The following is a 25,444-nucleotide window of genomic DNA, read 5'->3' as shown; positions in this document are numbered from 1 at the left end:
CATCCGATTCGTCACCCCGTTTACCCAATTTTCCTGTGCTCTTCCTTAGCAAAACGCAGAATCACCCCTGCGTGTCACTTCTCTGAAAAGCCAATCCGGTCCAAAAGGGCGCCGAAGGCATCACGCTCATCCCGGTTGAGCCGCGCGCCATTCTTGCCCACGTCATACTGCGCCTGGTCCTCGTTTTCGCTGCGCACCGCTTTATTCTTGGCCTCCGCCGCCTGCCGCAGCCGCCACGTCAGCGCCTCATCGGCAAGGCCATGCAAATCCTCTTCGGCTTCTGCCAGTTCCGCATCCAATCCGCGCAGCGCTTCAAGTTTCGCGAGCTCTTCGGCCAGGGTCATGCTGGCCAGTTCGGTGTCGCCGGGTTTGCGCAGGCAAGGGATGATTGCAACGTGGCGAAGGCCAAACAGGTTTTCAAGGGCATGAGGCCCCAAAGACCAGTCGATTTCCTCGCGCAGGCGATCCGGCGCGTCGATGCCGTGGCGCAGCACCATGTCGCGCAGAACCGCCAGATCCGGGTCGGCGCATTGCAGACGCTCCAGACTGGTTTCGAATTCCGGGATCACCGCCGGGGTGGTGATCGCCGTCGCCAGGATCACCGCCTCGCGCATGGCGGCAAAGGATTCGTCGTCGGCGCCTGCCACCAGCGAGGCCCGGGTGGTGGCGCGCGGCTGCGGGATCACGCCAAACCCCTTGCCGGGCTTCCAGGACGCGCGGGCGCCATCGCGGAAGCCGCCGCCCCTGCCGCCGCGCTGCTGATAACCGCCCTCGCCGCCGCCCCGGCTGCCGCGGAACAGCTGCCAGCGCATTTCCTTGACGTCTTCGCCATAGTGCTTGCGGATCGAGGGATCGCGGATCAGCCTGATCTTTTCCCGCAAGCTTTTGTCCAGCGCCGCCTTGCGCTCGGGACTGTCGAAAACCTTGCCCTCGGTCTCGCGCCGCCACAAAAGCTTGACCATCGGTATCGCCTGATCCAGCACCGCCCGCACCGCTTCCGGACCTTCGCTGCGGATCATGTCGTCGGGGTCCTTGCCCTCGGGCATGATGGCAAAACGCAGGGATTTACCGGCCTCCAACAGCGGCAGCGCCAGATCTATCAGCCGCATGGCCGCACGGATGCCAGCGGTGTCGCCGTCCAGCGCGATGATCGGCTCATCCGACATCCGCCACAGCATCTGCAACTGGTTTTCGGTGATCGCGGTGCCCAGCGGCGCGACGGAGGATTGGAACCCGCCTTCCGACAGCGCAATCACATCCATGTAGCCTTCGGCCACGATCAGCGTGGAACCGCGCCCCGAAGCCGCCCGCGCAGGCCCGTGGTTATAGAGGCTGCGGCCCTTGTCGAACAGCTCGGTCTCGGGCGAGTTCAGGTACTTGGCATTGTCGTTCGGGTCCATCGCCCGCCCGCCAAAGGCAATCGCCCGCCCGCGCGCATCGCGGATCGGGAACATGATCCGGTTGCGGAAGGTGTCATAAGGCTTGCCGCCCTTGTTCGAGGGCTTGGCCAGGCCCGCCCCGATGATCAGGTCCTCGGGCACATTCTTGCCGCGCAACGCATCCCAAAGGTTCTGCCAGCCATCGGGGGCAAAGCCGATTTCCCAGCGGTCCAGCGCCTGCGCCGTCAGGCCGCGGCGCTGCAGATAGGCGCGCGCGTCGCGGGCGGCATTGGTTTTCAGCTGCAGGCGGAAAAACTGGACCGCTTGCTCCATCACATCGGCCAGCAGCGTCCGGCGGTCCTGCTGCTCCTGCGCGCGCGGGTCGCGCTTGGGCATCTCCATGCCCGCTTCACCGGCCAGGATCTCCACCGCCTCCATGAAACCGACATTCTCGGTCTCCTGCACAAACTTCAGCGCGTCGCCTTTGGCGTGGCAGCCGAAGCAGTAATAGAACCCCTTGCGGTCCTCGACGTGGAAGGATGCGGTTTTCTCGTGATGAAAAGGGCACGGCCCCCAGTAGTCGCCCTTGCCCGGCTGCGATTTGCGCTGATCCCACATGACCTTGCGCCCGACAACATCAGAAATGCTGATGCGGGTGCGCAGTTCATCCAGAAAGCCGGGTGGCAGGGACATATCAGTTAGACTTCAGCTGTTTCTGCATCGCCTGGATCTGATCCCAGTTCTGCAGGCACTGCTGTTCGAACAGCGCGCCGAGGTCGGTGCCTTTCAGGTCGCGCCGCTTCATCGCGTAGACGTGGCTTGTCAGCTGCGGGATCGCCTTGGAATAGGCCGCGGGCCATTCCGGCTCACTGCCCAGAATGGTCTGCTCCACATCTTCCTGCTGCACCCTGTCCAGACGCGCCTGCTGCACTGCGGCCATGACCTGGCCCTGGTATTTACAGCTTTGTTCTTTGCTTTCAGAAGCATAGGCCGGCGCCGCCAGCAAGGCGGCTGCAAGGACGATGCGGATCATAGATGCGCTCCGGGAATCAGTTGGTGATCCCCAGAGGTTACCCCCGCGCCGCGACAGCTTCCATGGCTGTTTTCAAATCATGCACAAGCGTTTTGGCCATCGAGCGGAACACCATGATCTGAAACGCCTGCGGGCCGGTGCGGGTCACCGAGGCCATCATGTGCTTCAGCTCACTGCGTACCGTGTGGCCGCGCTTGAACACGGCGGCCCGCAGGTCCACAGGCACCAGCCGCGCCAGCACATCCTCTGCGCCCTGCCCCTCCAGCCTCACCACGGCCCAAGCGTCGCTCTGATCCGTCAGCGCCGCGTGCTCGGCCAGCTTCGCGTCAGGCTCAGGCCCCATCAGCAGTGCCATGCCGCGGCCGAACCAGACCGCCCGGCTGCCCGCCTTGCCCGTCGCACGGTTTGCCGCGGGGAATGCCATGCCGTGGGCAGCCTCCAGCGCTTGGCTCAGCGCCTTATCCTCGCCATTGAAGGGCGCCACGGCCCACATGGCGCCGGGGTCCTCCTCCGTCAGGCTCATGCCGCCGACGGTGACCGGCAGCAGCCCGTCACAGGGGCTTTTCGCAATCAGTTCAGCCACGGGCACGGTCTCCTTCCGGATCAAAGAACACAGGCGAGACTACCTCGCAAAGGGTGTCGGCACCCCGCATATGGTCGACCAGGCGCACGGTCTCGCCAATGCGGTCCGGCCCCTCTTTCAGGAACGCCAGGCCGATCGGGTGCCCCAGCGTCGGCGAATAGCCGGCCGAGGTGACATAGCCCTGGTCATAGATCCGCTCCACCGAGTCGCCCGGCGTGAACAGATGCGCTCCAGCGGTGATCTCTTTGGCCGCCCCCACGGGTTTCAGGCCCACCAGGCGCATCCGGTCTTCGGCCATCAGCCCCTCGCGGGTCGACATGGGTTTGCCTAGGAAGTCCTTCTTCGTCGACATCATCCCCTGCAGGCCCAGATCAAACGCAGTCACGGTGCCGTTGATCTCCGCGTGTGTGATCAGGCCCTTCTCGATCCGCAGGACATTCAGCGCCTCCATGCCATAGGCACCGCCGCCCATCGCCTCGGCCCGCTTCAGCAGCTCGCGGAACAGGCTCTCGCCATAGCGCGCGGGGACGGCAAGTTCATAGGCATGCTCGCCCGAGAAAGAAATCCGGAACAGCCGCCCCTTCACGCCCAGAAGGGTGGCCTCGCCGCAGCCCATGAAGGGCCAGGTCTCGCCATTCACCTCCTCATCCAAGAGGCCGTCCAGCAGTTCCCGCGATTTCGGGCCGGCCACGGCGAACTGCGCCCATTGCTCGGTCACCGAGGTAAAGCGCACATCCCAGTCCGGGCGCAGCACCTGACTGACGTACTCCATATGCGCCATCACCTGCCCCGCGGCGGCGGTGGTGGTGGTCATCACGAAGTGGTTTTCGCCCAGCCGCGCGGTGGTGCCGTCATCCATGACAAACCCATCCTCGCGCAGCATCAGCCCATAGCGGACCTTGCCCGCCTTCAGGGTGCTGAAGGTATTGGTATAAAGGAAATCCAGGAACTTGCCCGCATCGGCGCCCTGAATGTCGATCTTGCCCAGGGTAGAGACATCGCAAATCCCGACCGCATTGCGCACCAAAGTGACCTCGCGGTCGCAGGACTGGCGCCAGTTGGTTTCCCCCGGCTTGGGGAAATAGGCGGCGCGGTACCACAGGCCCACCTCCACCTGATGCGCCCCGCGGGTGTCGCTCTCGCCATGCGAGGTCAGAAAACGCTGCGGCTTGAAGCCTTCATCCGCGGCCCCTGCCCCCATCGCCCCGATGGCGACCGGCACAAACGGCGGGCGGAAGGTGGTGGTGCCGGTTTCTGGGATGGTCCGCCCGGTGGCATCCGCCAGCACCGCAAGTGCCGCAACATTGGAGTTCTTGCCCTGATCGGCCGCCATGCCTTGGGTGGTGTAGCGCTTCATGTGCTCGACGGAACGGAAGTTTTCGGTGGCCGCCTGTTTCACGTCCTTGACGGTCACGTCGTTCTGGAAATCGAGCCAGGCACGGCCCTTACCCGGCACCGCCCACAAAGCGGCGATGCGATACGGGTCGTCCTCCGCCTGCGGCAGATCGGCGGCGGAGGATTTCAGGCCCAGCGCCTCCAGAACCTTTGCAGCCGCCTCCGCGCCCTCGCGAAGCGCGCCTGCGGTGGAAAATGTGCCGTTGCAGGCGCCTGCGGCAACCATGCCCGGCACCGCGCCTTCGCTTGGGATAAAGGCAAGCGCCTCGCGCTTCCACACCGGACGGCCGTTCAGGTGGCAGGTCAGATGCACCGACGGGTTCCAGCCGCCGGACATCGCCAAACAGTCGGTCTGGATCTTCTCCTCGCCTTTGACTGAGCGCACGGTGATGCTTTCCAGCCGCTGACGCCCGGCACTGTCGCAGACCTGCGCGCCCTTGATCACCTGGTAAGGGCCGCCATCCGGCGCCTCGTGGCGGCTGTCGATCACCGCCGCGATATGCACGCCCGCGTCATGCAGGTCGCGCGCCGTCCGGTGCGCCTGATCGTTGTTGGCGAAGATAGTAACCCGCTCCCCCGGCGCCACGCCCCAGCGGTTCAGATAGGCGCGCACCGCGCCCGCCATCATGATGCCGGGGCGGTCGTTGTTGCGGAACGCCACCGGGCGTTCGATGGCGCCCGCTGCCAGCACCGCGTGCCTGGCCGCAATCCGCCAGAAGCACTCGCGCGGCAGATGGCTGCCCTTCAGCGAATGCCGCCGCGGCAGGTGGTGAGAGACCCGCTCCAGTGCGCCGTAAGTGCCCTGGTCATAAGCGCCGGTGACGGCAGTGCGGGTCATCAGCCGCACGTTGCCCATCGCCTCCAGCTCGGCCAGCACCTCTGCCGCCCACGCATGGCCCGGCTTGCCGCCAACCTCCTCGCGCTCCGCCAGCAGGCGCCCGCCCATGCGGCTGTCTTCCTCGCACAGGATCACATCCGCCCCGGCCCGGCCCGCAGTCAGCGCCGCCATCAGCCCGGCCGGGCCGGAGCCGATCACCAGCACGTCGCAGAAGGCAAAGGCCTTCTCATAGCGGTCCTGGTCCGCCTCGCCCGACAGCGCGCCAAGGCCTGCCGCTTTGCGGATCAGCGGTTCATAGAGCTGTTCCCAGAACGCCGCCGGCCACATGAAGGTCTTGTAATAGAACCCCGCACCAAAGAACGGCGCGGCCAGATCGTTCACGGCCATCACGTCGCGCTCAACCGAGGGCCAGCAGTTCTGGCTGCGCGCCTCGAGCCCCTCAAACAGCTCCTGCTGGGTGGCGCGCACGTTCGGGTCCTGCTGGCCGCCGGTGCCGATGGTCACCAGCGCGTTCGGCTCCTCGCTGCCTGCAGTCAAAATGCCGCGCGGGCGGTGGTATTTGAACGACCGCCCCACCAGATGCACGCCGCTGGCCAGCAGCGCTGCCGCCAGTGTGTCGCCTTCCAGCCCCGTCATGTGACGGCCGTTAAAGGCAAAGGTGATGGGCTTCGCACCCTGGTTCAAACCTTTCCCGGGAAGTCTCATGTCTCACCTCCCAGCCCGGCCTCGGAGGCCAGTTGCACCGCCAGAATCTCATGCGTTGCGGTATCGCGCGTGACCTTCAGCCAGGAATTGCAGCCCATCTCATGGTACCAAAGCTCATCCAGCGGCCCGGCCGGATTTTCCCGCAGGTTCACATAACCATGCCAGACGTCCAGATCCGCGCCCTCAGCCGGACGCACCAGCGCGGCCCCCTTGTAATAGAATTCGCGGCGGTCCCTTTCACCGCAGAGCGGACAGGTAATCCTCATGACCGGCGCCCTTTCATCTTTGCAAAAATACTCCGGGGGTGAGGCCGCAAGGCCGAGGGGGCAGCGCCCCCTGCCGCGGCGCAGGCACGATCAATGCAAGTTATGCTGCGCACCGGTCCCCTCCTCATCCATCAGGCCAGCGCCGCTGCGGAACCGGTCGAGCTTGAATCTGGCGGCAGCACCATGCGGCCGGTCCGTGGCGATCAGATGCGCATAAACGCTGCCCGACCCCGGCGTCGCCTTGAAACCGCCATAGCACCAGCCGCAGTTCAGGTAGAGCCCGTCAATAGGCGAATGATCAATGATCGGGGAGCCATCCGGCGTCATGTCCATGATGCCGCCCCAGCTGCGCAGCAGACGCGCCTTGCTGACCGCCGGCACCATCGCCACAAAGGTCTCCATCGTATGCTCCACCATCGGCAGGTTTCCCCGCGCCGCATAAGAGCTGTAGAAATCCAGGTAGCTGCCGAACACCAGCCCGCCCTTGTCCGACTGGCTGATATAAAGATGCCCCTCGGCAAAGGTGATCACGTGATCGACGATGGGCTTCAGCCCTTCGGAAACAAAGGCCTGCAGCACGTGGCTTTCGACCGGCAGCGTCAGCCCCGCCATCGCCGCCACCTGGCCGGAACGGCCCGCAGCCGCCAGCGCCACTTTCTTCGCCCGGATCGGGCCGCGCACGGTCTGCACCCCCACCACCTTGCCGCCTTCCACGTCGATCCCGGTTACTTCGCAGTTCTGGATCAGGTCCACCCCGCGCATGTCGGCACCGCGGGCATAGCCCCAGGCCACCGCGTCGTGCCGCGCGGTTCCGGCGCGGCGCTGCATCAGCCCGCCCATGATCGGGAAGCGGTTGTTCTCGAAGTTCAGAAACGGCGCCAGCTTGCGCACCTGTTCGCGGCTCAGCAGCTCCGCGTCATCGCCTTGGTTGACGATGGCATTGCCCCGGCGCACGGCTGCATCGCGCTGGCCGTCGTTATGGAACAGGTTGATGATACCGCGCTGGGACATCATCGCGTTGTAGTTCAGGTCCTGCTCCATCCCTTCCCACAGCTTCAGCGAGTGGGAATAGAATTCGGAGTTTCCCGGAAGGTAATAGTTGGCCCTTACGATAGTGGTGTTGCGGCCGACGTTGCCGCCGCCGAGGTAGCCCTTTTCCAGCACCGCGACATTGGTGATGCCATGCTCCTTGGCGAGATAATAAGCGGTTGCCAGCCCGTGGCCGCCGCCGCCGATAATCACCACATCATATTCGGATTTGGGTTCAGGATCCCGCCAATGGGGCTTCCACCCCTTGTTTCCGGTGAGCCCCTCCCGGAGCACACGCCAGCCCGAAAACCGCATGTCGTCCCTCCCCGTCAAATCACTTGTCCGCACCCGGAAAATTGCCGGCCCGGGCCTTGGCGGCATTGCTACCTGCTTTCGCCTGCAGCTCCTAGCCCAAACCCTCAACTTGCGGCACATCAGCACGGCTTTGCTGGAAATCACACGAACTGATCACTTGTGTCCAGTATTATTTACGGCGGCAGATAACGTGCAGCCTGCAGGCGGGAATAAGAACGGGGCGGAGAGTTTCCCCTCCGCCCCGCCGCTGTTGCGCAACCTTGCAGTCCGCCCGTTCGGCCCGTCAAAGGCCCTTGGCGTGATAGCTCTTGGCGACCTTGTCGATCGACACCAGATAGGCGGCGGTGCGCAGGTCTGTCACGTCATCGCGGCTGTGCCAGACTTCGCGCATCGACTGATAGGCCACCCGCATGGTGTCATCGAGACCGGAGCGGACCAGCTCCAGCTCGTCCGCGCCGCGCAGGTACTTCTCCTTGAAGTGCGGCGACATCGACCAGGTATCGCCCATCACGTCATCCAGGCGCTGCAGCTCGTCGATGACCAGCTGGTGGCGCGCCTCTTCCTGACGGCGCTGCATCCGGCCGAAGCGGATATGGCTGAGGTTCTTGACCCACTCAAAGTAAGACACCGTCACACCACCTGCGTTGGCATACATGTCAGGAATGATGACCGTGCCCTTCTTGCGCAGGATCTCGTCCGCGCCTGCGGTCACCGGGCCGTTCGCGGCCTCGATGATCAGCGGCGCCTTGACACGCTCGGCGTTGGACAGGTTGATCACCGCTTCAAGCGCGGCCGGGATCAGCACGTCGCATTCTTCCTCCAGCAGCAGCGCGCCGTCTTCGACGAACTGCGCGTCGGGATAACCGGCCACGCCGTCGTGCTTGACGATCCAGTTGCGCACCGCCTCCACGTCCAGGCCGTCCGCGCTGTAAAGCCCGCCATCACGCTCGATGATGCCGGTGATCAGTGCGCCATCTTCCTCGGACAGGAACTTGGCCGCGTGATAGCCAACGTTGCCGAGCCCCTGAACGATGATGCGCTTGCCTTCCAGCTTGCCGGACAGGCCGGCGGCGGCCTTGTCTTCCTCATACCGGAAGAACTCGCGCAGGGCGTATTGCACGCCGCGGCCGGTCGCCTCGACCCGGCCGGAGATCCCGCCTGCATTCAGCGGCTTGCCGGTGACACAGGCCTTGGCATTGATGTCGGTGGTGTTCATCCGCGCATACTGGTCTGCAATCCAGGCCATCTCGCGCTCGCCGGTGCCCATGTCGGGCGCGGGCACGTTCTGCGACGGGTTGATCAGATCGCGCTTGGCCAGCTCATAGGCAAAGCGGCGGGTGATCAGCTCCAGCTCATGCTCGTCATATTCGCGCGGGTCGATGCACAAGCCCCCCTTGGAGCCGCCGAACGGCGCCTCCACCAGGGCGCATTTATAGGTCATCAGCGCCGCCAGCGCCTCAACCTCATCCTGGTTCACGCCGGTGGCATAACGGATACCGCCCTTAACCGGCTCCATATGCTCGGAGTGAACGGAACGGTAGCCGGTAAACGTGTGCATGGCACCGCGCAGGCGCACCCCGAACCGCACTGTATAAGTTGCGTTGCAAACTCTGATCTTTTCCTCCAGCCCCGGCGGCAGATCCATCAGGGATACGGCCCGGTTAAACATCAGGTCCACGCTTTCGCGGAAGCTCGGCTCTGTGCGGCTGCTCATCTAAAAACTTCTCCGTGATCAAACATCGACTCGCTGCCGATGATGCCCTCACTCTATGCAGAGATAATTAAGGAGTGCGACCTTTTTGACCATTCCCTGCCAAAAAGATTCTCATTTTATCCAAAGGTTGACGATTCGCCGCCCGCCCGGAAGCCATTGTCCGCACCACCGCGACAACGCGGCGCAACAGCGGAATATTGGACCTCCGGTCCATTACAATCGTAGCTATTTCGGCAAAATGGCGCCCCAATTCCGCCACCTTTACCAAGCATTAATAAACGTAAATTCCGCTGCCAAAGCCGTGCAGACCCGTTCCAGAGCCGGCAGGGCATTTAGGGGGTGTTACGATGAACATGCGTCACAAAAACTCCACTGCGCTGTGCAGCCCGCTCAGGCTGTCCGGGCTGTCCAAGGTGCAAAGCTTCCTGCGCGAAGAGGACGGGGTTCTGGCGAAGCCGATGATCGGCACCTTCCTGGCCATGCTTGCGGTCGGCGGCATCGGGGTGGACCTGATGCGGATGGAGCGCGACCGGACTGAGCTGCAGTACACACTCGACCGGGCAGTGCTCGCCGCGGCGGATCTGGACCAATCCCTGGACGCCGACGCTGTCGTTCTGGACTACCTGACCAAGGCCGGGCTGCAGCAGTATTATTCCGACCCGGATGATCAGAAGGGGCTTGGCTACAAAAGTGTCGAGGCGACGATCAACACCGATTTCGAGGCCTATCTGCTGAAGTTCGCAGGCGGCGACAACATGTCCCTCCACGCAAACTCCCGCGCGGAAGAGACTATCGGCAGCGTCGAAATCTCGATGGTGCTTGATATCTCCGGCTCCATGAACTCCGGCAACCGGCTGGTGAACCTGCAGGCCGCCGCGAAGTCCTTTGTGACACAGATCACCTCCAATACCGATGTCACCAATCTGTCGATCTCGATCATCCCTTATGCGACGCAGGTGAATGCCGGTAAGGAGCTGCTCAGCAAATACCCCAACGTTTCGCAGGAGCATGACTCTTCCTACTGCGTGAATTTCATCAAAGATCAGTTCAGCAAACACACGCTCAATCAGGGTGAAAACCTGATCCGCACTGCACACTTCGATACATTCACCTATTCGATGAATATGATCGACAGACCCGTCTGCCCGACTCGGGCCGGCTCAGCCATTCTGCCCTTCACTAACGACGCCGCAGAACTGCATGCCTACATTGACAGCCTTACGGCTTACGGCAACACCTCGATCGACATCGGCATGAAGTGGGGCAGCGCCCTGCTGGATCCCACGGCCCGTGGCGTTGTGAACGCGCTGGTCGACGATGGCGTGATCGACGCGTCTTTCCGCAACCGACCGACCGACTACGGCAGCGGCGACACGCTGAAGATCATCATCCTGATGTCCGACGGCCAGAATACCAACCAATACATGTTGAACAACAGCCGCCGGGAGGGGACCTCGGACGTCTGGTACAATGAAGAGGCGGACCTCTTCTCGGTCTACAATCCCAGCGATGGCCCCAGCGGAAAAGACTACTACTGGTATCCGATGGGTCGCTGGGAGGACCACATTTACGGCGAGGGCACCTACCAAACCTGCGGCTACTACAGCTGCACGACACACGCGGAAAGCGGCTCTTCAGCCCGCCTGTCATATCAGCAACTGCACGCCCGCGTTTCGTTGGCCTCCATCGCCCGCTATCTTTACCGGAACACCTCCGATGCCTGGGCCTATTGGTACACGGCAGGCCGCACTTTCCACAACCGCGTCGCCAAGGACCAGCACACCAAGACGATCTGCGACATCACCAAGGATCAGGGCGTGATCGTCTATTCGGTCGGCTTCGAGGCCCCGACCAAGGGCATCAGGGTGCTGGAGGACTGCGCCAGCTCGCCTGCCCACTTCTTTGATGTGGAGGGCCTGGAAATCTCCGATGCGTTCTCGTCGATCGCCACCTCGATCCGCCAGCTGAGGCTGACCCAATGATCCGCCGTGCCGCACACGGCCTGCGCCGTTTCCGGCAGCAGCAGGATGGCAACGCAACCGTGGAATTCGCCATCGTCATCCCGGCCTTCATCATGATCCTGATGTCGACCGTCGAACTGGGGATGATCAACCTGCGCCATTCCCAGCTGGAGCGGGCGCTGGACCAGACCGTCCGCACCATCCGCCTCAGCACCGGCGGCGACATGAGCCATGACCAGCTGCGCGATGAGATCTGCACCCGCTCAGGCTTCATCGACGAATGCAACACGTCCCTGCGCCTGGAGATGCTCCGGATCAACCCCTACGCCTGGACGCCAATCGACCCGACACCTGACTGCATTGACAGTGTCGAGGAGGTTCAGCCGGTGCGGACCTTCGTGAACGGCCAGTCAAACGAACTGATGTTCATCCGCGCCTGCATGAAATTTGAGCCGATCTTTCCGACCTGGGGGCTGGGCACCCACCTGACCAAGGACGGCGACGGCCGCGTCAATCTGATCGCTTCATCCGCCTTCGTCCAGGAACCGAGGTAACGCCATGCTGACCCTGCTGTCCCGCCAAATTTCAAGCCGCCTGCCCGGTCCCGCCCGCCGCTTTCTGAACGGCACCCAAGGCAGCGTCTCGATCGAGTTCGCCTTTTACGCGCCGCTGCTGCTGGGGCTGTTTGCAGCCATCTACACCTTCTTTGACGCCTTCCGGCAGGAAAGCATCAACATGAAGGCCGCCTATACTGTCTCCGACCTGATCTCGCGCGAGACCAATTATGTGAACGAAGCCTATATCGACAGCATGCACGCGCTGGCCACGGAACTGGTGCGCAGTGACACCACGCTGTCCACCCGGATCTCCGTTGTGCGCTGGGACGAGGCTGACAAGCGGTACTACGTCGACTGGTCAAAAGTCCGCGGCAGCGTGTTTCAGGAGTGGGTTGACGGCACCATCAACGAGGTGAAAGATAATCTGCCCGCGATGCCCGATCAGGAACGCGTGATCCTGGTGGAGACCTGGAACGAGATCCAGCCGGCCTTCAATGTGGGCATTCCGCTGATGGACGTGCAGAACTTTGTCTTCACCCGCCCGCGCTTTGCCCCGCAGGTCGTCTTTGTCGAGGACAAGGGCAACGGCAACAACCACAACGATGACGCCGAGAAGGCCGGGCCGCCTGCCTGATCAGACTTGGCCGCGCTGCACCAGCATCGCGGCCAGGATTTCCGACATCGCCTTGCCCTGCGAGCCCGGCGTCACCCCGCCGATACCGATGCGGCGGCCGGACCGCCACCACAGCCCCGGCATCCAGGTTCGGCTTCCGGGCGTGCCGGTGCGGATCAGAAACCCGTTTGACGGTTTGAAGGCAAAGAAGCCGCGGTCGATGGCTTCGATATCCTCCACCCTGGCAATCACCTGCCCGTTGGAGCAGCGCAGTTCCTCGGCGGTCAGCTCGATCCGGTGCGTTGTGGCCTGCCACATCCGCACCGCCAGCCACAGCGCCGCGGCCCCCACGACCAGCAGGAACACCAGCCAGGCCGGCGACGGCGGCGCATAGAACGCCACATAGACCAGCAGGCCGCCGGTCAGGCCCAGCATCGCCGTGCCCATCACCCGGCGCGCTCCGGAAGCCTCGATTGTGGCCAGAACGTCTTTGCTCATCAGCTGCTCCCCTTACTGCTGAGCCGGGCATAAACCGGATTTACCAAAGAAAACAGCCCCCGCCTGCACGGGGGCTGAATGCGGCCGTGCAGGCGGGGGCAAAGTTATTCTGCTGCAGCGCGGCGCACGGCCACCTCATACCCCGGCTCTTCGGGCTCGTCGTCGACCAGTTCCTGCGGGAATCCTGGTGCTGTGACCGACAGCCCGGTCGCTTCCTCAAGCCGCTCGATCATCCGGTCCGACTGCGCCCGCTCGCCATAGCGGCGCTGGCCGTCCTTCATCATCTCAATCATCAGCGGCGACAGTTCCAGCGGCACATTGTGGCGGTCGGCCAGGGTCTGGAACAGGCCGATATCCTTCATCACCAGATCCATGGTGAAGCTGACATCGCGCGATCCCGACAGGATCAGCTGGCTCTCGGTCTCATGCACAAAGGAGTTGCCCGAGGACATCGCAATCGCCTCATAGGTCATGCCCAGGTCCATGCCGCAGGCCTTCATCACCGTCAGCGCCTCGCACAGCGACAGCAGGTTGATGTTGGCCAGGTAATTGGTCATCACCTTCAGCAGGCTGGCGTTGCCGATCTCCCCCACATGCAGGATGCGGCGGCCCATAGTAGTCAAGATGGGCAGGATCCGGTCGAAGGTTTCCCGCTCGCAGCCTGCATAGATCGAGATATTGCCGGTGTCGGCGCGGTGGCAGCCGCCGGAGACCGGGCAGTCGACCGGCGCGCCGCCGCGCTCTGCCACCAGGGCGCCCAGGCGTTTCACCTCCTCCACGTCGGTGGTGGACATCTCCATCCAGATCTTGCCGGGCTGCACATGCGGCAGCATTTCGGTGACCACCGCGTCCGAGGCCGCAGGGCTCGGCAGACAGGTAATCACCGCATCGCAGTCCTGCATCATCTGCGCCGGGCTGCCGCCCGCCTTGGCGCCGCGCGCGACGAATTTCCCGACCAGCGCCGCATCCAGATCATGCACGGCCACCTCCAGCCCGTTGCGCACTAGGCTGCCGGCCAGCTTGCCGCCGACATTGCCGAGGCCGATAAAGCCGATCTTCATCTTAGATTTCATGTCCCGCTTCTCCTCCCCGGGTATCGCCTGCGATATGGCTAGCTTGACCCCAGCCAAAACAAAAACGAATAATAATGCGTCCTGACCCCAAGAATTTTTGCAACGTACATGTCCGATCTGCCCAATCTCGTCTGGCTGCGCGCCTTTGAGGCCGCCGCCCGCCTCAAAAGCTTCACCGCCGCGGCGGAGGAACTGGGGCTGACACAGGCCGCGGTCAGCCACCAAGTGCGCAGCTTGGAGAAAAGCTTTGGCATCACCCTGTTCATCCGCCGGTCGCGGCATCTGGAGCTGACGCAGCTGGGCCACGCCTATTACCCGTCGGTGGCGCAGGCGCTGACGGATATCGCCTATTCCACCCGCGGCCTGCTGGGCCACGCGCAGACCCGGACCGTGACCCTGCGGGCGCCGGTCTCTACCGCAGTGCTGTGGGTGGCGCCGCGGCTGGGGGCGTTTCACAGCGCCCACCCGCATATCCGCATCCGGCTGATCTCGGCGGTCTGGGCCGGCAGCACCCAGGACGAGGACGTGGATATCGACCTGCGGCTGGGTCCTACCGGCTGGTTTGACCGGCGCGCGCATCTGCTTTCCACCGAAAGCGTGATTCCCGCCGCGCGGCCGCAGTTGGCCGCGCAGCTGCAATCGGTGGACCAGCTGTTCGGCCAGACCCTGATCCACATCCACGGCTACCAGGACCACTGGCTGCGGCTGTCGGAGCAGGAGGGCGTGCCGCTCAAGTACCGCGGCGCGCCGCTCTATGTCGACACCTCTCTGGCCGCAATCGAGCTGGCAGCCTCCGGCACAGGCGTGGCCATGCTGATGCGCCGCTACGCCGAACTGCCGCTGTCGCAAGGCCGGCTCGCGCCGGTTCTGGATGCTGAAATCCCGATGGGCCAGGGCCACTATCTGATGCCCGCCGCGGGCGAAGCCCCCAACAGCGCCGAAACCGCCCTGGTGCGCGACTGGGTCGTGTCGTTGTTCTGCTGACCGGCACGGCCCCTTGCCGGACCGCCGGCAGGCGGCTAGCGTCCTGCCATGCCTTGGCCCCAGAACACACCGCCCCAGCGTGACGGCGACGCAGCCGCAGGGATCGACGTCACCGACGGTTTCGAGCGGTTTTCGCAGCGCAACGACATTTTCACCCGCGCGTTTTGGGACGAGCGGGTGAAATCCAAACACACTGCCAGGTTTTTCGCCTCCTACCGGATGGAGGCCGCGCCGCGGCGCGGCGACGGCTTCACCCAGCGCGACTTTGCCCTGCGCAACGCCGCCTGGCTGATTTCCGACGTGATCTCCAGCCGCCGGGCGCAGGAGGGCCTCCGCGAGGGGTTTCAGGCCGCTATCCGGCCGGACACGCCGGTTGCCAAGGACGCACTGGCCGTTGACGACCCCGCAAAGATGTCCGCCGAGGTGAAACGCATCGCCAGGTTCTTCGGCGCCGATCTCTGCGGCATCACCGATCTGGACGAACGCTGGCTTTATACGGCGCGGGTCGATGCCCGCGATATGTCCGAGGCGCCGCATGATCTGCCCGAGGGGCTGACCAGCGTGATCGTGCTGGGCCATGAGATGGACAAGGACCTGGTGGCCGCCTACCCCTCTGCGCTGGCGGGGGCGGCGACAGGGCGGGAATACAGCCACGAGGCCTCCATCGTGATGCAACTGGCCGCCTATATCCGCAATCTGGGCTATGAGGCGGTGGCCTCGATGAACGATACCGGCCTGGTGATCCCCTATGCGGTCAAGGCGGGCCTGGGGGAATACGCCCGCAATCAGATGGTGATCACACCGGAATTCGGGCCGCGCCTGCGGTTCTCCAAGATCTTCACAAACCTGCCGCTGGCGCATGACCTGCCGCAGCCGCTGGGGGTGAAGGCGTTCTGCGGGATCTGCACCAAATGCGCCGACGCCTGCCCGGTGAAAGCGCTGCCCTATGGCCCGCCCTCCACCGAAACCGCCAATGTCTCGGCGATCAAGGGGGTCAGGAAATGGACCTCGGACGCGGAGAAGTGTTTTTCGTTCTGGGCCAAGATGGCCTCTGACTGCGCCATCTGCATGCGGGTCTGCCCGTTCAACCGCGACTATTCCAAACGGCGCAACCGGCTGTGGCTGAAGCTGGCGCTTGGCCCGCTGCGCAAGCTGGCGCTGCGGCTGGCAGGCAAGCATGGGCAGCGGCGCAAACCGTCGGCGTGGTGGGACCGGGCCTGAAACAGGAGAGCTTTGAAAATGCCCCTGCCGCAAGCGGCCCTTGGCTGATTTTCCAAACAGCGCTCAGGGGCTCAGCGAAACGGCAAACACCTCCTCAGGTGCTTGCAGTCCTTTAAGGCTCTGCGCTCCCAGTGAGCGCCCTTGCAGCCCCGCCCGCTGCAGGAACCCGGACGACACCAGCAGCGGCTCATCTTTGGCGCCGCACAGCTCCGCCACCCGCGCGGCCAGGTTCACGTCGCGGCCGATCACCGTGTAATCCAGCCGCATCCCCGACCCCACGTTGCCAAACGCAACCTCGCCAATGTGCAGCGCAATGCCAACCTCGAACGGCGGCGAGTCCAGCCGGGCGGAGACCCGCGCCAGCCCATCGCGGGCGGCAGCCAGCGCCCGGGCACAGGTTCGCGCCTCGTCCTCCTCAGCGCGGAAGATCGCCAGGATGCCATCACCGATCAGTTTCAGCACCTCGCCGCCCGCGGCCTCGACCGGCGGCACAATGCAATCGTAGTAGGCATTGAGCAGACCGGTGGCCTGTTCCGCGCTCATGCCCGCTGTCAGACCGGTAAAGCCGCGCATATCGGCAAACAGGATGGCAGAGCGTATCCGCATCACCTCGCCCCGGTGCACATCGCCCGACAGGATCCGCCGCTGCGGCTCCTCACCGACATAGATCCGCAGCACCTCCTGCAGGGTCCGGGCGGTGGAAAGAACCTCCTGGCTGGCGGCCAGCGCCGGAAACACCGCACGCAGGAACCGGATGTCTTCGCTAGAGAATCCCTCTGCCGCCCGGGTGGCAAAGCTGAAGATGCCTGCCGTGCCGATTGCCATGAAAACCGGCGCCATGATGTAGTGGGTGTAGCCTTCCGCCTTCAGGTCCGGGACGATACCATAGCGGCCGTCCGGCGTGTCCGGCAGCCACAGGATCACCCAGTCGCCTGTGCTGTGCACATCGGCCGCCGGGGAGCGCGCGTAGCCTTCGCCGCTGTCCTCGTTGAACGGGAACAGCTCGCTGCGGGTGCCCTGCCCGTGCTCCCAGAAGCGGGCGCTGGCCACCGCCTCGGCATGCAGCAGCTGCACGATGGAGGCAGCCCGCTGCAGCGGCACGCCCGCCGCCCGGATCAGGCCGCAAACCTTTGCCAGCAGCTGTTCCGGATCCTTGGAGGAACGCCCCTCCTCCAGCGCGAAGGAGATCAGGCGCAAAGCGTCCTGCAGCCGCTCCGGCGGCAGCTGCAGCAGGGGGTCGGGGGTTTGTGTCATTTGCTCAGGCTACCGCGCAGGGGATGCCCCCGGCAACGGCAATGCTCCCGCCCGTCCTTGCCGCCTGCGGCAGCGCGTCCCGTTGGGCCGGGCAGCCCTGCGGGCTGCGGGCCAGTCTGTTCACCTGCGCACAGCACCCGTTTCCGGCGACAGGTTTCCGGACAGTCCTGCACATCCTATCTTAGCCGCAGCCAATGTTTACAGGAGGCATGGAGATGTCCCTCAGACCCATTCTCGAAACCCGCGCCGCCCAGCCTCACATTGAGGGCGCCGGCGTCAAGCTGCACCGCGCCTTCGGCTTTCAGGACCCGTCGGAGCTGGACCCGTTCCTGCTGTTCGACGACTTCCGCAACGAGCGCCCCGAGGATTACCTGCGCGGCTTTCCCTGGCACCCGCACCGCGGCATCGAGACCATCACCTATGTGCTGGCCGGTTCGGTGGAGCATGGCGACTCGCTGGGCAACACCGGCACCCTGGGTGCGGGCGACGTGCAGTGGATGACCGCTGGGTCGGGCATCCTGCACCAGGAAATGCCCTCGGGCAACACCAAGGGGCAGATGCATGGCTTCCAGCTGTGGGGCAACCTGCCCGCCAGCCAGAAGATGACCGCCCCGCGCTATCAGGACGTGAAGGGCACCGAGATCCCGGAGGTGATCGACGATGACGGCACCCGGGTGAAGGTGATTGCCGGCGGTTTCTGGGGCAAGCGCGGCCTGGTGGACGGCATCGCCGCCGACCCGCAGTACCTGGATGTTTACGTCCCCGCAGGCGTCAGGAAGACCCTGCCGGTGGATACCTACCGCCGCGCGTTCGCCTATGTGTTCGAGGGCGAGGCCGCCTTTGCCGATGCCTCAGCCCCGCAAGGGGTGCTGCTGGAGAAGGAGGTCGCAGGCCAGGAGGTCAACATCCGCGACCTGTCCGGCGACCGCACTCTGGTCCGGTTCGGCACCGGCGACGCGATCAACGTGCAGGCAGGCCCCGAGGGCGTGCGCTTCCTGCTGATCTCCGGCGCGCCGATCAATGAGCCGGTGGCCTGGCACGGGCCGATTGTGATGAACACCCAGGCCGAACTGCAGCAGGCCTTCCGCGACCTGCGCAACGGCACATTTATAAAGCCCGCGCACTGACCGGGTAAAACTGACCGGAAAAACCGGTGCGCGCCTTTCCCTGCGCGCGGCGCAAGCCCGCGCAGTTTCCGGCTGCGGCCCGCCAAACGGGCCCCTGATATGCTATACTCCCCCCGTCCACTGCTCAGATGGGGGGAGAGATGATTATCCGGGTGTTCCGCGCCACCGTCCGCGACGACAAGATCAGAGATTTCAAGGACTTCCTGACCAACACCGCCGTGCCGCATGTGCGCCGCCAGCCGGGGCTGGTCTCGGTCACAGCCGGGCTGCCGCGGCCGGATTCGCCCGCGACCTTCTGCGTGGTGATGGTGTGGGAGAGCATCGACGCGCTGCAGGCCTTTGCCGGCGAGGACTGGGAGCAGCCGCATGTTCTGCCGGAAGAGGACCCGATGGTCCTGAACCGCCAGATCGACCACTATGACATGATCGGCCTGCTGAGCTGAAAGGCCGCCCCCCTGTGCCTCAGCCGCTGGCGCACCAGTTATAGATCGTCTCCCCGCCCGCGGGCTGCGGGGTGAAGCCCGCTTTTTCCAGCACCCGGGCCGAGGCCGCGTTTTCCTGCATGACACCGCCGCTCAGGCAGATGCCGCTGCCGCTGAAATGCGCCTGCAAGCCGCTGATCAGCTCGCTAGCCAGGCCCTGCCCCCAAGCAGTTTCGGCAAACAGATAGCCAAGGTTGCGGGTTTTGCTGCCGTCCTCCGGATGTGACAGGATCAGCAGCCCGATTGCCTGCCCCTTCGCGGCGCACAAGCCAATCACCTCGGCCTGCTGCGCCACTGCCGCCAGGAAATCGCGCCGGGCCCGGTCGCTGTCCTGCGTCTGGAACCCTTCCGGCAGCCATTGCACCACCTTCGGCGCAAACAGCGCCGCCAGGTCCGCCTCCGTCAGCTCCTGCCAGCGCGCCGCGCGCAGACGTCTGGTCCGCAGGGTCAACAGGCTCAAGCGCTGACCGCCTTTTGCACCATGTTCCAATAGGCCCGCTCCACCTCATCCAGCGAAAGCCGCCCTTCAGACCGGTACCAGGTGTTGACCCCGTTCAGCATCGCAATCACCGCAAGCGTTGCGATCTTGGTGTCGGGGATAGCAAACACACCCTGCTCCACACCTTCCTTCAGGATCCCCTCCACCCCGTTTTCATAGTCGCGGCGCAGCGATTCGATGACGGTGAAGTTTTCCTCCGTCAGGTTGCGCAGCTCCATGTAGGCGATGAACACCGCATCGGGGCGCTCCAGGTGAAAGCGGATATGAAATCCGGTAAAGGCCCGCAACCGCTCCATCGCGCCCGCGGCCCGCGGCACAGCATCCCAGGCTGCCTGCAGCTCTTCCATGTGGCTCGACATCAGGCTGAACAGCAGGCTCTGCTTGTCCGGCGTGTAATTGTACAGCGCCCCGGCCTGCACCCCCACTTCCTTGGCGATCTGGCGCATCGACACAGCAGCAAAGCCGTGCTGGGCAAACAGCCGCAAAGCCGCCTCGCGGATGCGTGGGCCGGTGATGTCGGAATGGGAACCTTGGGTGCGTGCCATGCCCGCAACAGTAACTGAACAGGTGTTCATATAAAAGAGAGAATGCGGCAGCACCTTTCTGTACCCGCTCTGCCCGGCGAAGCCAACGGCGCGCTGCAGCTGGAAATCAATTGTACAGGCGCGCCGGAGCCCCTAGAACCGGCAGAGCGGAACAAAGGGCTAAGGCAATGCAGATGTGGGCGCGGATCACTTTCCTTCTGGCTGTGGCAGGCGCTGCCGCCTGCACCCGCGTGCCTGAGCTGGAGGACCGGCTGACCCCTGACCTGCGCAATGCGGGCTACCCCAGGCTGCTGCCGCTGGATGACGCGGTTGCGCCGCTGCCGCCGCCGCAGCAGGCCAGCCAAAAACTGCAGCAGGAGCTCGACGCTCGCAGCGCCCGGCTGCAGCGCCGCGCCGCGGCGGTGAAAAACGCCGAAATCTGACCGCGGCCCGGCATTCCCATCTGGTTCTGCCCGCTGCAGGCGGCAGCGGCGTTGCACGCTCGCGCCGAACCCGATAAGGCGGGGCGGAGCATTTCGGAACAAAGGACCTCCAGCTATGACAGAACCGCTTCGTCTTGGGATTGCAGGTTTGGGCACGGTTGGCATCGGCGTGGTCAAGATCATCCGCCGCCATGCTGCGCTGCTGGAGGCACGGACCGGGCGCCCGGTGGTGATTTCCGCGGTGTCGGCCCGCGACGCCAGCAAGGACCGCGGTATCTCGCTGAGCGGCTATGCATGGGAAACCGACCCGGTGGCGCTGGCGGTGCGTGACGACGTGGATGTGTTTGTCGAGCTGATGGGCGGCCACGAAGGCGCTGCCAAGGCGGCGACCGAGGCCGCACTGGCCGCGGGCAAGGATGTGGTTACCGCCAACAAGGCGCTGCTGGCGATCCACGGGCAGGCCCTGGCCGAACAGGCCGAGGCCGCTGGCCGGGTGATCCGTTTTGAGGCCGCTGTGGCCGGCGGCATCCCGGTGATCAAATCGCTGACCGAAGGTTTGGCGGGCAATGAGATCACCCGCGTCATGGGCGTGATGAACGGCACCTGCAACTACATCCTGACCCAGATGCAGGCCACCGAGCAGGGCTATAACGCGCTGTTCGAGGAATGCGGCCGCCTGGGCTACCTGGAGGCCGACCCGAACCTGGACGTGGGCGGCATCGACGCAGGCCACAAGCTGGCGCTGCTGGCCTCCATCGCCTTTGGCACCAAGCCGGACTTTGACAGCGTGCAGCTGGAAGGCATCCAGCGCATCCAACTGGCAGACATCCACGCCGCCGCCGACATGGGCTACCGGATCAAGCTTCTGGGGGTGGCGCAGCGCTCCGCCCGCGGGCTGGAACAGCGCATGTCGCCCTGCCTGGTGCCTGCCGACTCGCCGCTGGGGCAGCTGGAAGGCGGCACCAACATGGTGGTGATCGAGGGCGACTCGATCGAGCAGGTGGTGCTGCGCGGCCCCGGCGCCGGCGAAGGCCCGACCGCCAGCGCGGTGATGGGCGATGTTCTGGACCTGGCCCGCGGCCTGCGGATTTCCACCTTCGGCCAGCCGGCCGGAACGCTGCAGCAGGCCCCGGCCGCCCAGACCGGCCTGCCCGCGCCGTTCTACCTGCGCATGGGGCTTCTGGACAAACCCGGCGCGCTGGCAAAAGTGGCGGCAATCCTGGGCGAAGCCGGCGTCTCGATCGACCGGATGCGCCAGTACGGCCATTCGGAACCGGTTGCGCCGGTGCTGATCGTCACCCACAAATGCACCCGTGCCACCCTGGATGCGGCGCTGGACGGCCTCTCCGCCACCGATGTGGTCGACGGCACCCCCGTCGCCTTGCGCATCGAAGAGGTCTGAACCGTCTGAAACCGCAGAAAACGGCCGGTTTGCGCGCCACGGCGGGGTTTTCCCGCCGCGGCGAGCGCTATCGCCCCTTGCGACCCGGCCCCGCCCCGCGCTATTCGGCTTGAAACGCCCATTCACATCTGACCCGTTGAGACAGGATTTCCGGTATGACTTCGAACACCTCTGACGCGCCCTTTTATGACCGCATGCTGTCGCTGGGCCTGGCCCGCGTTGCCGAGCAGGCTGCGCTCGCCTCTGCTTCGCTGATCGGCCGCGGCGACGAAAAGGCCGCCGACCAGGCCGCCGTGAACGCCATGCGCGAGCAACTGAACCTGCTGGACATCGCTGGCGTGGTGGTGATCGGCGAAGGCGAGCGCGATGAGGCGCCGATGCTGTATATCGGCGAGGAAGTCGGCACCGGCAACGGCCCCGGCGTCGACATTGCGCTGGACCCGCTGGAAGGCACCACCCTGACCGCCAAGGACATGCCCAACGCGCTGACCGTGATCGCGATGGGCCCGCGCGGCTCGATGCTGCACGCGCCGGACACCTATATGGACAAGCTGGCCATCGGCCCGGGCTTTGCCGAAGGTGTGGTGTCGCTGGAAATGTCCCCGCGCGAGCGGGTCGAGGCGCTGGCCAAGGCCAAGGGTTGCGCGCCGTCCGACATCACCGTCTGCATCCTGGAACGCCCCCGCCATGAGGCGATGATCTCCGAAGTGCGCGAAACCGGCGCCTCGATCCGCCTGATCACTGACGGCGACGTGGCCGGCGTGATGCATTGCGCCGAAAGCGGCACCACCGGCATCGACATGTACATGGGCCAGGGCGGCGCTCCGGAAGGCGTGCTGGCGGCAGCGGCGCTGAAATGCATGGGCGGGCAGATCTTCGGCCGTCTGCTGTTCCGCAACGACGACGAAAAGGCGCGTGCCGCCAAGGCAGGCATCACCGACCTGGACCGCATCTATTCCCGCGATGAAATGGTCACTCAGGACGTGATCTTTGCCGCCACCGGCGTCACCGGCGGCTCTCTGCTGCCGCGCATCAAGCGCCAGCCCGGCTGGGTCGAGACCACCACCCTGCTGATGCGCTCCAAGACCGGGTCCGTACGCCGAATGTCCTACCGCACGCCGGTGGCACCGCATCAGATGTAAGCCGGTCCTGCGCGGACGGGAAGCGGCTTGCGCCGCTGCCTCCGGCGGGAGTATTTGAAGAAAGATGAAAGGGCCGGGTCCGGATTGGGTCCGGCCTTTGCGCATGGGGGCAGATGATGAGCTTTTTGGGTGTTGAGCAGTCCTTGAGCGGGCGGCGCTGGGTCGGCCCCGGCGTGGAGGTGGACCGGGCGTCGGAGATGATGGCCCAGCAAACCGGCCTGCCCCGGTCAGTCTGTCAGGTGCTGGCCCGCAGGGGCGTTCCGGCGATGGAGGCCAAGGGGTTTCTGGAACCCAAGCTGAAAGAGCTGCTGCCCGACCCGCGCGAGATGAAGGACATGGAGGCCGCCGCGGCCCGGTTCCTGCAGGCAGTGCAGCGCAAACAGCGGATTGCGGTCTTTGCCGATTACGATGTCGACGGCGGCAGCTCCGCCGCGCTGCTGCTGGTGTGGCTGCGGCAAATGGGGCTTGAGGCGACGCTTTACATCCCGGACCGCATCGACGAGGGCTATGGCCCCAATGTGCCCGCCATGCAGGAGCTGGCCGCCGCCCATGACCTGATCATCTGCGTCGACTGCGGCACGCTGAGCCATGAGCCCATCGCCGCCGCCAAGGGCGCCGATGTGATCGTGCTGGACCACCATCTGGGCGGCGAGACGCTGCCGGATTGCGTGGCGGTTGTGAACCCCAACCGGCAGGACGAAAGCGGCGACCTGGGCTATTTCTGCGCCGCGGGCGTGGTGTTCCTGATGCTGGTCGAGGCCGGGCGGCAGATGCGCGAGGCAGGCGCCAAGGGGCCGGATCTGATGGCCCTGCTGGATCTGGTGGCGCTGGCCACCGTCGCCGATGTGGCCCCGCTGATCGGTGCCAACCGGGCGCTGGTGCGCCAGGGGCTGAAGGTGATGGCGGCGCGCAAACGTCCCGGGCTGGTGGCGCTGTCCGATGTCAGCCGCATGGATTCGGCCCCCTCCACCTATCACCTGGGTTTTTTGCTGGGGCCGCGGGTCAATGCCGGCGGGCGCATCGGCAAGGCCGACCTGGGCGCGCGGCTGTTGTCAACTGACAATCCGCATGAGGCCGCCGCCCTGGCCGAACGGCTGGACCAGTTGAATACAGAACGGCGCGACATTGAAAACGCCGTGCGCGCCGCGGCTTTGGACCAGGCCGAGGCGCGCGGGCTGGAGGCGCCGCTGGTCTGGGCCGCTGGCGAGGGCTGGCATCCGGGCGTGGTGGGGATTGTCGCCTCGCGCCTCAAGGAAGCCGCCGGCCGGCCCGCGGTTGTCATCGGCTTCGACGGGGAAGAGGGCAAGGGATCGGGCCGGTCCGTGTCCGGTGTCGACCTTGGCGCCTCGATCCAGCGGCTGGCGGCAGAGGGGCTGCTGGTCAAGGGCGGCGGCCACAAGATGGCAGCGGGCCTCACCGTCATGCGCAACAAACTGGAACCGGCGATGGAGCGGCTGAGCGAACTATTGGCCAAACAGGGCGCAGGCCAGGGCGGCCCCGCCGATCTGAAACTGGACGGCGCCCTTATGCCCGGCGCCGCCACGGTGGACCTGATCGGGCAGATCGAACAGGCAGGCCCCTTTGGCGCCGGAGCCCCTGCCCCGCGCTATGCGCTGCCCGACCTGCAGGTGCGTTTTGCCAAGAAGGTCGGCGAGAGCCACCTGAAACTGTCGCTCAGCGACGGGATGGGCGGCGGCGTGGATGCGATCTGCTTTGGCGCCTTCGACACCCCCCTGGGCCCGCGGCTGCTGGAGCACGGCGGCGCCCGCTTTCATTTTGCCGGACGGCTGGAAATCAACACCTGGGGCGGCCGCCAAAGCCCCCAGTTGCGCCTGGAAGACGCCGCCGAAGCGTGAGATTTCAAAGACTTGTGGCCTGTGGATAAGAAAATTCGCGGATGCGCATTTTTTCTCTTGCGGGTTCCGGCGCTTATAACTAAATACCCGCTCACGCACTGAGTGGCCCGTTCGTCTATCGGTTAGGACGCCAGGTTTTCAACCTGGAAAGAGGGGTTCGATTCCCCTACGGGCTGCCACTTATCCCGCCAGAAACAGACTGCTGAAGCGCGCCGAAAGCGCGATTATTTGCGTTTGTTTCCAAGGCATTAGCGCTGCCGAGCGGCGCGTAAAAAAATTCGCCTTTCTGCAAAAATCCTCTTGCGCCCGGCCGGCGCAATCAGTAAACAGCGCCTCACAGACAGAGTGGCCCGTTCGTCTATCGGTTAGGACGCCAGGTTTTCAACCTGGAAAGAGGGGTTCGATTCCCCTACGGGCTGCCACTTCTTCCAAGAAAATGAGAAAAGCAGCGTATTTGCGCAGGCTTGATCCGTTCAGCGGCGTCCGTGCTGGGCGCTGTTTGGACTATTTCCATGCGATGCGCTGTTTGGACCATGTATGGATAACACGCT

The 25,444-nt window shown here is 64.7% G+C and carries 23 protein-coding genes and 2 tRNA genes; 13 read left to right on the top strand and 12 right to left on the bottom strand.

The window, feature by feature from the left end:
- Nucleotides 1-74 precede the first annotated feature (74 nt).
- The 7 genes from dnaG to PHA8399_RS00895 all read right to left on the bottom strand — a co-directional run bounded on the left by dnaG (nucleotide 75) and on the right by PHA8399_RS00895 (nucleotide 9,257).
- Nucleotides 75-2,072 carry a DNA primase gene (gene dnaG / locus PHA8399_RS00925; RefSeq protein WP_058284335.1) on the bottom strand — a complete coding sequence of 666 codons (1,998 nt, stop codon included), beginning with the start codon at nucleotides 2,070-2,072 and terminating at the stop codon, nucleotides 75-77.
- 1 nt (nucleotide 2,073) lies between these two features.
- A complete protein-coding gene (locus PHA8399_RS00920; RefSeq protein ID WP_058284334.1) occupies nucleotides 2,074-2,412 on the bottom strand; it encodes a hypothetical protein in 339 nt (112 codons plus the stop codon).
- A gap of 37 nt (nucleotides 2,413-2,449) precedes the next feature.
- Complete coding sequence (locus tag PHA8399_RS00915) at nucleotides 2,450-2,995, bottom strand: sarcosine oxidase subunit gamma (protein ID WP_058284333.1); 546 nt, start codon at nucleotides 2,993-2,995, stop codon at nucleotides 2,450-2,452.
- Complete coding sequence (locus PHA8399_RS00910) at nucleotides 2,988-5,933, bottom strand: sarcosine oxidase subunit alpha family protein (protein WP_058284332.1); 2,946 nt, start codon at nucleotides 5,931-5,933, stop codon at nucleotides 2,988-2,990. Before PHA8399_RS00910 ends, PHA8399_RS00915 begins: the two co-directional genes overlap by 8 nt.
- Nucleotides 5,930-6,199 (bottom strand): sarcosine oxidase subunit delta, encoded by a 270-nt coding sequence (locus tag PHA8399_RS00905; RefSeq protein ID WP_058284331.1) that lies wholly within the window; start codon nucleotides 6,197-6,199, stop codon nucleotides 5,930-5,932. The genes PHA8399_RS00910 and PHA8399_RS00905 overlap by 4 nt, the downstream gene beginning before the upstream one ends.
- 90 nt (nucleotides 6,200-6,289) lie before the next feature.
- Nucleotides 6,290-7,543, bottom strand: coding sequence for a sarcosine oxidase subunit beta family protein (locus PHA8399_RS00900; RefSeq protein ID WP_058284330.1), 1,254 nt, complete (start codon nucleotides 7,541-7,543; stop codon nucleotides 6,290-6,292).
- A gap of 283 nt (nucleotides 7,544-7,826) precedes the next feature.
- Entirely contained in the window at nucleotides 7,827-9,257 is a 1,431-nt protein-coding gene (locus tag PHA8399_RS00895; protein ID WP_058284329.1) for a Glu/Leu/Phe/Val family dehydrogenase, read from the bottom strand.
- Nucleotides 9,258-9,604: 347 nt separating this feature from the next.
- Between PHA8399_RS00895 and PHA8399_RS00890 the strand changes: the two genes are divergently transcribed.
- The 3 genes from PHA8399_RS00890 to PHA8399_RS00880 are packed head-to-tail and all read left to right on the top strand — an operon-like array spanning nucleotide 9,605 to nucleotide 12,409.
- On the top strand, nucleotides 9,605-11,239 hold the full coding sequence (locus PHA8399_RS00890; RefSeq protein ID WP_058284328.1) for a TadE/TadG family type IV pilus assembly protein: 1,635 nt from the start codon (nucleotides 9,605-9,607) through the stop codon (nucleotides 11,237-11,239).
- Nucleotides 11,236-11,772 carry a TadE/TadG family type IV pilus assembly protein gene (locus tag PHA8399_RS00885; RefSeq protein ID WP_058284327.1) on the top strand — a complete coding sequence of 179 codons (537 nt, stop codon included), beginning with the start codon at nucleotides 11,236-11,238 and terminating at the stop codon, nucleotides 11,770-11,772. The genes PHA8399_RS00890 and PHA8399_RS00885 overlap by 4 nt, the downstream gene beginning before the upstream one ends.
- 4 nt (nucleotides 11,773-11,776) lie before the next feature.
- Nucleotides 11,777-12,409, top strand: coding sequence for a TadE/TadG family type IV pilus assembly protein (locus PHA8399_RS00880; protein ID WP_058284326.1), 633 nt, complete (start codon nucleotides 11,777-11,779; stop codon nucleotides 12,407-12,409).
- Here the strand turns inward: PHA8399_RS00880 and PHA8399_RS00875 are convergent, their stop codons facing one another.
- Together PHA8399_RS00875 and PHA8399_RS00870 are read right to left on the bottom strand one after the other, a co-directional pair.
- Nucleotides 12,410-12,886, bottom strand: a complete 477-nt coding sequence (locus PHA8399_RS00875) for a hypothetical protein (RefSeq protein ID WP_058284325.1) — start codon at nucleotides 12,884-12,886, stop codon at nucleotides 12,410-12,412.
- Nucleotides 12,887-12,990: 104 nt separating this feature from the next.
- Nucleotides 12,991-13,947: an NAD(P)-dependent oxidoreductase gene (locus PHA8399_RS00870; RefSeq protein WP_058284482.1), complete on the bottom strand. Its 957-nt coding sequence runs from the start codon at nucleotides 13,945-13,947 to the stop codon at nucleotides 12,991-12,993.
- Nucleotides 13,948-14,067: 120 nt separating this feature from the next.
- Here PHA8399_RS00870 and PHA8399_RS00865 point away from each other — a divergent pair, with 120 nt between their 5' ends.
- Both PHA8399_RS00865 and PHA8399_RS00860 read left to right on the top strand, forming a co-directional pair.
- Nucleotides 14,068-14,943, top strand: a complete 876-nt coding sequence (locus tag PHA8399_RS00865) for a LysR family transcriptional regulator (protein ID WP_058284324.1) — start codon at nucleotides 14,068-14,070, stop codon at nucleotides 14,941-14,943.
- Between the two features lie 48 nt (nucleotides 14,944-14,991).
- On the top strand, nucleotides 14,992-16,164 hold the full coding sequence (locus PHA8399_RS00860) for a 4Fe-4S double cluster binding domain-containing protein (protein WP_058284323.1): 1,173 nt from the start codon (nucleotides 14,992-14,994) through the stop codon (nucleotides 16,162-16,164).
- A gap of 63 nt (nucleotides 16,165-16,227) precedes the next feature.
- Here the strand turns inward: PHA8399_RS00860 and PHA8399_RS00855 are convergent, their stop codons facing one another.
- Complete coding sequence (locus PHA8399_RS00855; RefSeq protein ID WP_058284322.1) at nucleotides 16,228-17,418, bottom strand: adenylate/guanylate cyclase domain-containing protein; 1,191 nt, start codon at nucleotides 17,416-17,418, stop codon at nucleotides 16,228-16,230.
- Between the two features lie 215 nt (nucleotides 17,419-17,633).
- Between PHA8399_RS00855 and PHA8399_RS00850 the strand changes: the two genes are divergently transcribed.
- Entirely contained in the window at nucleotides 17,634-18,545 is a 912-nt protein-coding gene (locus PHA8399_RS00850) for a pirin family protein (protein WP_058284481.1), read from the top strand.
- Nucleotides 18,546-18,685: 140 nt separating this feature from the next.
- A complete protein-coding gene (locus PHA8399_RS00845) occupies nucleotides 18,686-18,988 on the top strand; it encodes an antibiotic biosynthesis monooxygenase family protein (RefSeq protein ID WP_008556687.1) in 303 nt (100 codons plus the stop codon).
- A 19-nt stretch (nucleotides 18,989-19,007) separates the two neighbouring features.
- Here PHA8399_RS00845 and PHA8399_RS00840 read toward each other — a convergent pair whose 3' ends face one another.
- Both PHA8399_RS00840 and PHA8399_RS00835 read right to left on the bottom strand, forming a co-directional pair.
- A complete protein-coding gene (locus tag PHA8399_RS00840) occupies nucleotides 19,008-19,487 on the bottom strand; it encodes a GNAT family N-acetyltransferase (protein WP_058284321.1) in 480 nt (159 codons plus the stop codon).
- The gene (locus tag PHA8399_RS00835; protein ID WP_058284320.1) at nucleotides 19,484-20,071 is read right to left on the bottom strand and encodes a TetR/AcrR family transcriptional regulator; all 588 of its coding nucleotides are present in this window, start codon (nucleotides 20,069-20,071) and stop codon (nucleotides 19,484-19,486) included. Before PHA8399_RS00835 ends, PHA8399_RS00840 begins: the two co-directional genes overlap by 4 nt.
- A gap of 167 nt (nucleotides 20,072-20,238) precedes the next feature.
- Between PHA8399_RS00835 and PHA8399_RS00830 the strand changes: the two genes are divergently transcribed.
- From PHA8399_RS00830 to PHA8399_RS00805, 6 genes are all read left to right on the top strand, one after another.
- Nucleotides 20,239-20,493 (top strand): hypothetical protein, encoded by a 255-nt coding sequence (locus PHA8399_RS00830; RefSeq protein WP_058284319.1) that lies wholly within the window; start codon nucleotides 20,239-20,241, stop codon nucleotides 20,491-20,493.
- A 115-nt stretch (nucleotides 20,494-20,608) separates the two neighbouring features.
- On the top strand, nucleotides 20,609-21,895 hold the full coding sequence (locus tag PHA8399_RS00825; RefSeq protein ID WP_058284318.1) for a homoserine dehydrogenase: 1,287 nt from the start codon (nucleotides 20,609-20,611) through the stop codon (nucleotides 21,893-21,895).
- Nucleotides 21,896-22,050: 155 nt separating this feature from the next.
- Nucleotides 22,051-23,037 (top strand): class II fructose-bisphosphatase, encoded by a 987-nt coding sequence (glpX, locus tag PHA8399_RS00820; protein WP_058284317.1) that lies wholly within the window; start codon nucleotides 22,051-22,053, stop codon nucleotides 23,035-23,037.
- A gap of 116 nt (nucleotides 23,038-23,153) precedes the next feature.
- Nucleotides 23,154-24,893 carry a single-stranded-DNA-specific exonuclease RecJ gene (gene recJ, locus PHA8399_RS00815; protein ID WP_058284316.1) on the top strand — a complete coding sequence of 580 codons (1,740 nt, stop codon included), beginning with the start codon at nucleotides 23,154-23,156 and terminating at the stop codon, nucleotides 24,891-24,893.
- 104 nt (nucleotides 24,894-24,997) lie between these two features.
- Nucleotides 24,998-25,072 (top strand) — tRNA-Glu (locus PHA8399_RS00810).
- A gap of 168 nt (nucleotides 25,073-25,240) precedes the next feature.
- A tRNA-Glu gene (locus PHA8399_RS00805) sits at nucleotides 25,241-25,315 on the top strand.
- The last annotated feature ends 129 nt before the right edge of the window (nucleotides 25,316-25,444 follow it).

The organism is Leisingera aquaemixtae (assembly GCF_001458395.1).
GTDB lineage: Bacteria > Pseudomonadota > Alphaproteobacteria > Rhodobacterales > Rhodobacteraceae > Leisingera > Leisingera aquaemixtae.
Note: the sequence above shows the minus strand (reverse complement) of the source record. Positions and strands in the feature narration are given on the sequence as shown.

What these genes read in the sequence shown, in the direction of transcription:
- PHA8399_RS00880 (WP_058284326.1), top strand. Translation starts at nt 11,777, where the DNA reads ATGCTGACCCTGCTGTCCCGCCAAATTTCAAGCCGCCTGCCCGGTCCC.
- PHA8399_RS00910 (WP_058284332.1), bottom strand. Translation starts at nt 5,933, where the DNA reads ATGAGACTTCCCGGGAAAGGTTTGAACCAGGGTGCGAAGCCCATCACC.
- dnaG (WP_058284335.1), bottom strand. Translation starts at nt 2,072, where the DNA reads ATGTCCCTGCCACCCGGCTTTCTGGATGAACTGCGCACCCGCATCAGC.
- PHA8399_RS00865 (WP_058284324.1), top strand. Translation starts at nt 14,068, where the DNA reads ATGTCCGATCTGCCCAATCTCGTCTGGCTGCGCGCCTTTGAGGCCGCC.
- PHA8399_RS00825 (WP_058284318.1), top strand. Translation starts at nt 20,609, where the DNA reads ATGACAGAACCGCTTCGTCTTGGGATTGCAGGTTTGGGCACGGTTGGC.
- PHA8399_RS00885 (WP_058284327.1), top strand. Translation starts at nt 11,236, where the DNA reads ATGATCCGCCGTGCCGCACACGGCCTGCGCCGTTTCCGGCAGCAGCAG.
- glpX (WP_058284317.1), top strand. Translation starts at nt 22,051, where the DNA reads ATGACTTCGAACACCTCTGACGCGCCCTTTTATGACCGCATGCTGTCG.
- PHA8399_RS00845 (WP_008556687.1), top strand. Translation starts at nt 18,686, where the DNA reads ATGATTATCCGGGTGTTCCGCGCCACCGTCCGCGACGACAAGATCAGA.
- PHA8399_RS00895 (WP_058284329.1), bottom strand. Translation starts at nt 9,257, where the DNA reads ATGAGCAGCCGCACAGAGCCGAGCTTCCGCGAAAGCGTGGACCTGATG.
- PHA8399_RS00900 (WP_058284330.1), bottom strand. Translation starts at nt 7,543, where the DNA reads ATGCGGTTTTCGGGCTGGCGTGTGCTCCGGGAGGGGCTCACCGGAAAC.
- recJ (WP_058284316.1), top strand. Translation starts at nt 23,154, where the DNA reads ATGAGCTTTTTGGGTGTTGAGCAGTCCTTGAGCGGGCGGCGCTGGGTC.
- PHA8399_RS00875 (WP_058284325.1), bottom strand. Translation starts at nt 12,886, where the DNA reads ATGAGCAAAGACGTTCTGGCCACAATCGAGGCTTCCGGAGCGCGCCGG.
- PHA8399_RS00860 (WP_058284323.1), top strand. Translation starts at nt 14,992, where the DNA reads ATGCCTTGGCCCCAGAACACACCGCCCCAGCGTGACGGCGACGCAGCC.
- PHA8399_RS00830 (WP_058284319.1), top strand. Translation starts at nt 20,239, where the DNA reads ATGCAGATGTGGGCGCGGATCACTTTCCTTCTGGCTGTGGCAGGCGCT.
- PHA8399_RS00855 (WP_058284322.1), bottom strand. Translation starts at nt 17,418, where the DNA reads ATGACACAAACCCCCGACCCCCTGCTGCAGCTGCCGCCGGAGCGGCTG.
- PHA8399_RS00835 (WP_058284320.1), bottom strand. Translation starts at nt 20,071, where the DNA reads ATGGCACGCACCCAAGGTTCCCATTCCGACATCACCGGCCCACGCATC.
- PHA8399_RS00920 (WP_058284334.1), bottom strand. Translation starts at nt 2,412, where the DNA reads ATGATCCGCATCGTCCTTGCAGCCGCCTTGCTGGCGGCGCCGGCCTAT.
- PHA8399_RS00850 (WP_058284481.1), top strand. Translation starts at nt 17,634, where the DNA reads ATGTCCCTCAGACCCATTCTCGAAACCCGCGCCGCCCAGCCTCACATT.
- PHA8399_RS00870 (WP_058284482.1), bottom strand. Translation starts at nt 13,947, where the DNA reads ATGAAGATCGGCTTTATCGGCCTCGGCAATGTCGGCGGCAAGCTGGCC.
- PHA8399_RS00905 (WP_058284331.1), bottom strand. Translation starts at nt 6,199, where the DNA reads ATGAGGATTACCTGTCCGCTCTGCGGTGAAAGGGACCGCCGCGAATTC.
- PHA8399_RS00890 (WP_058284328.1), top strand. Translation starts at nt 9,605, where the DNA reads ATGAACATGCGTCACAAAAACTCCACTGCGCTGTGCAGCCCGCTCAGG.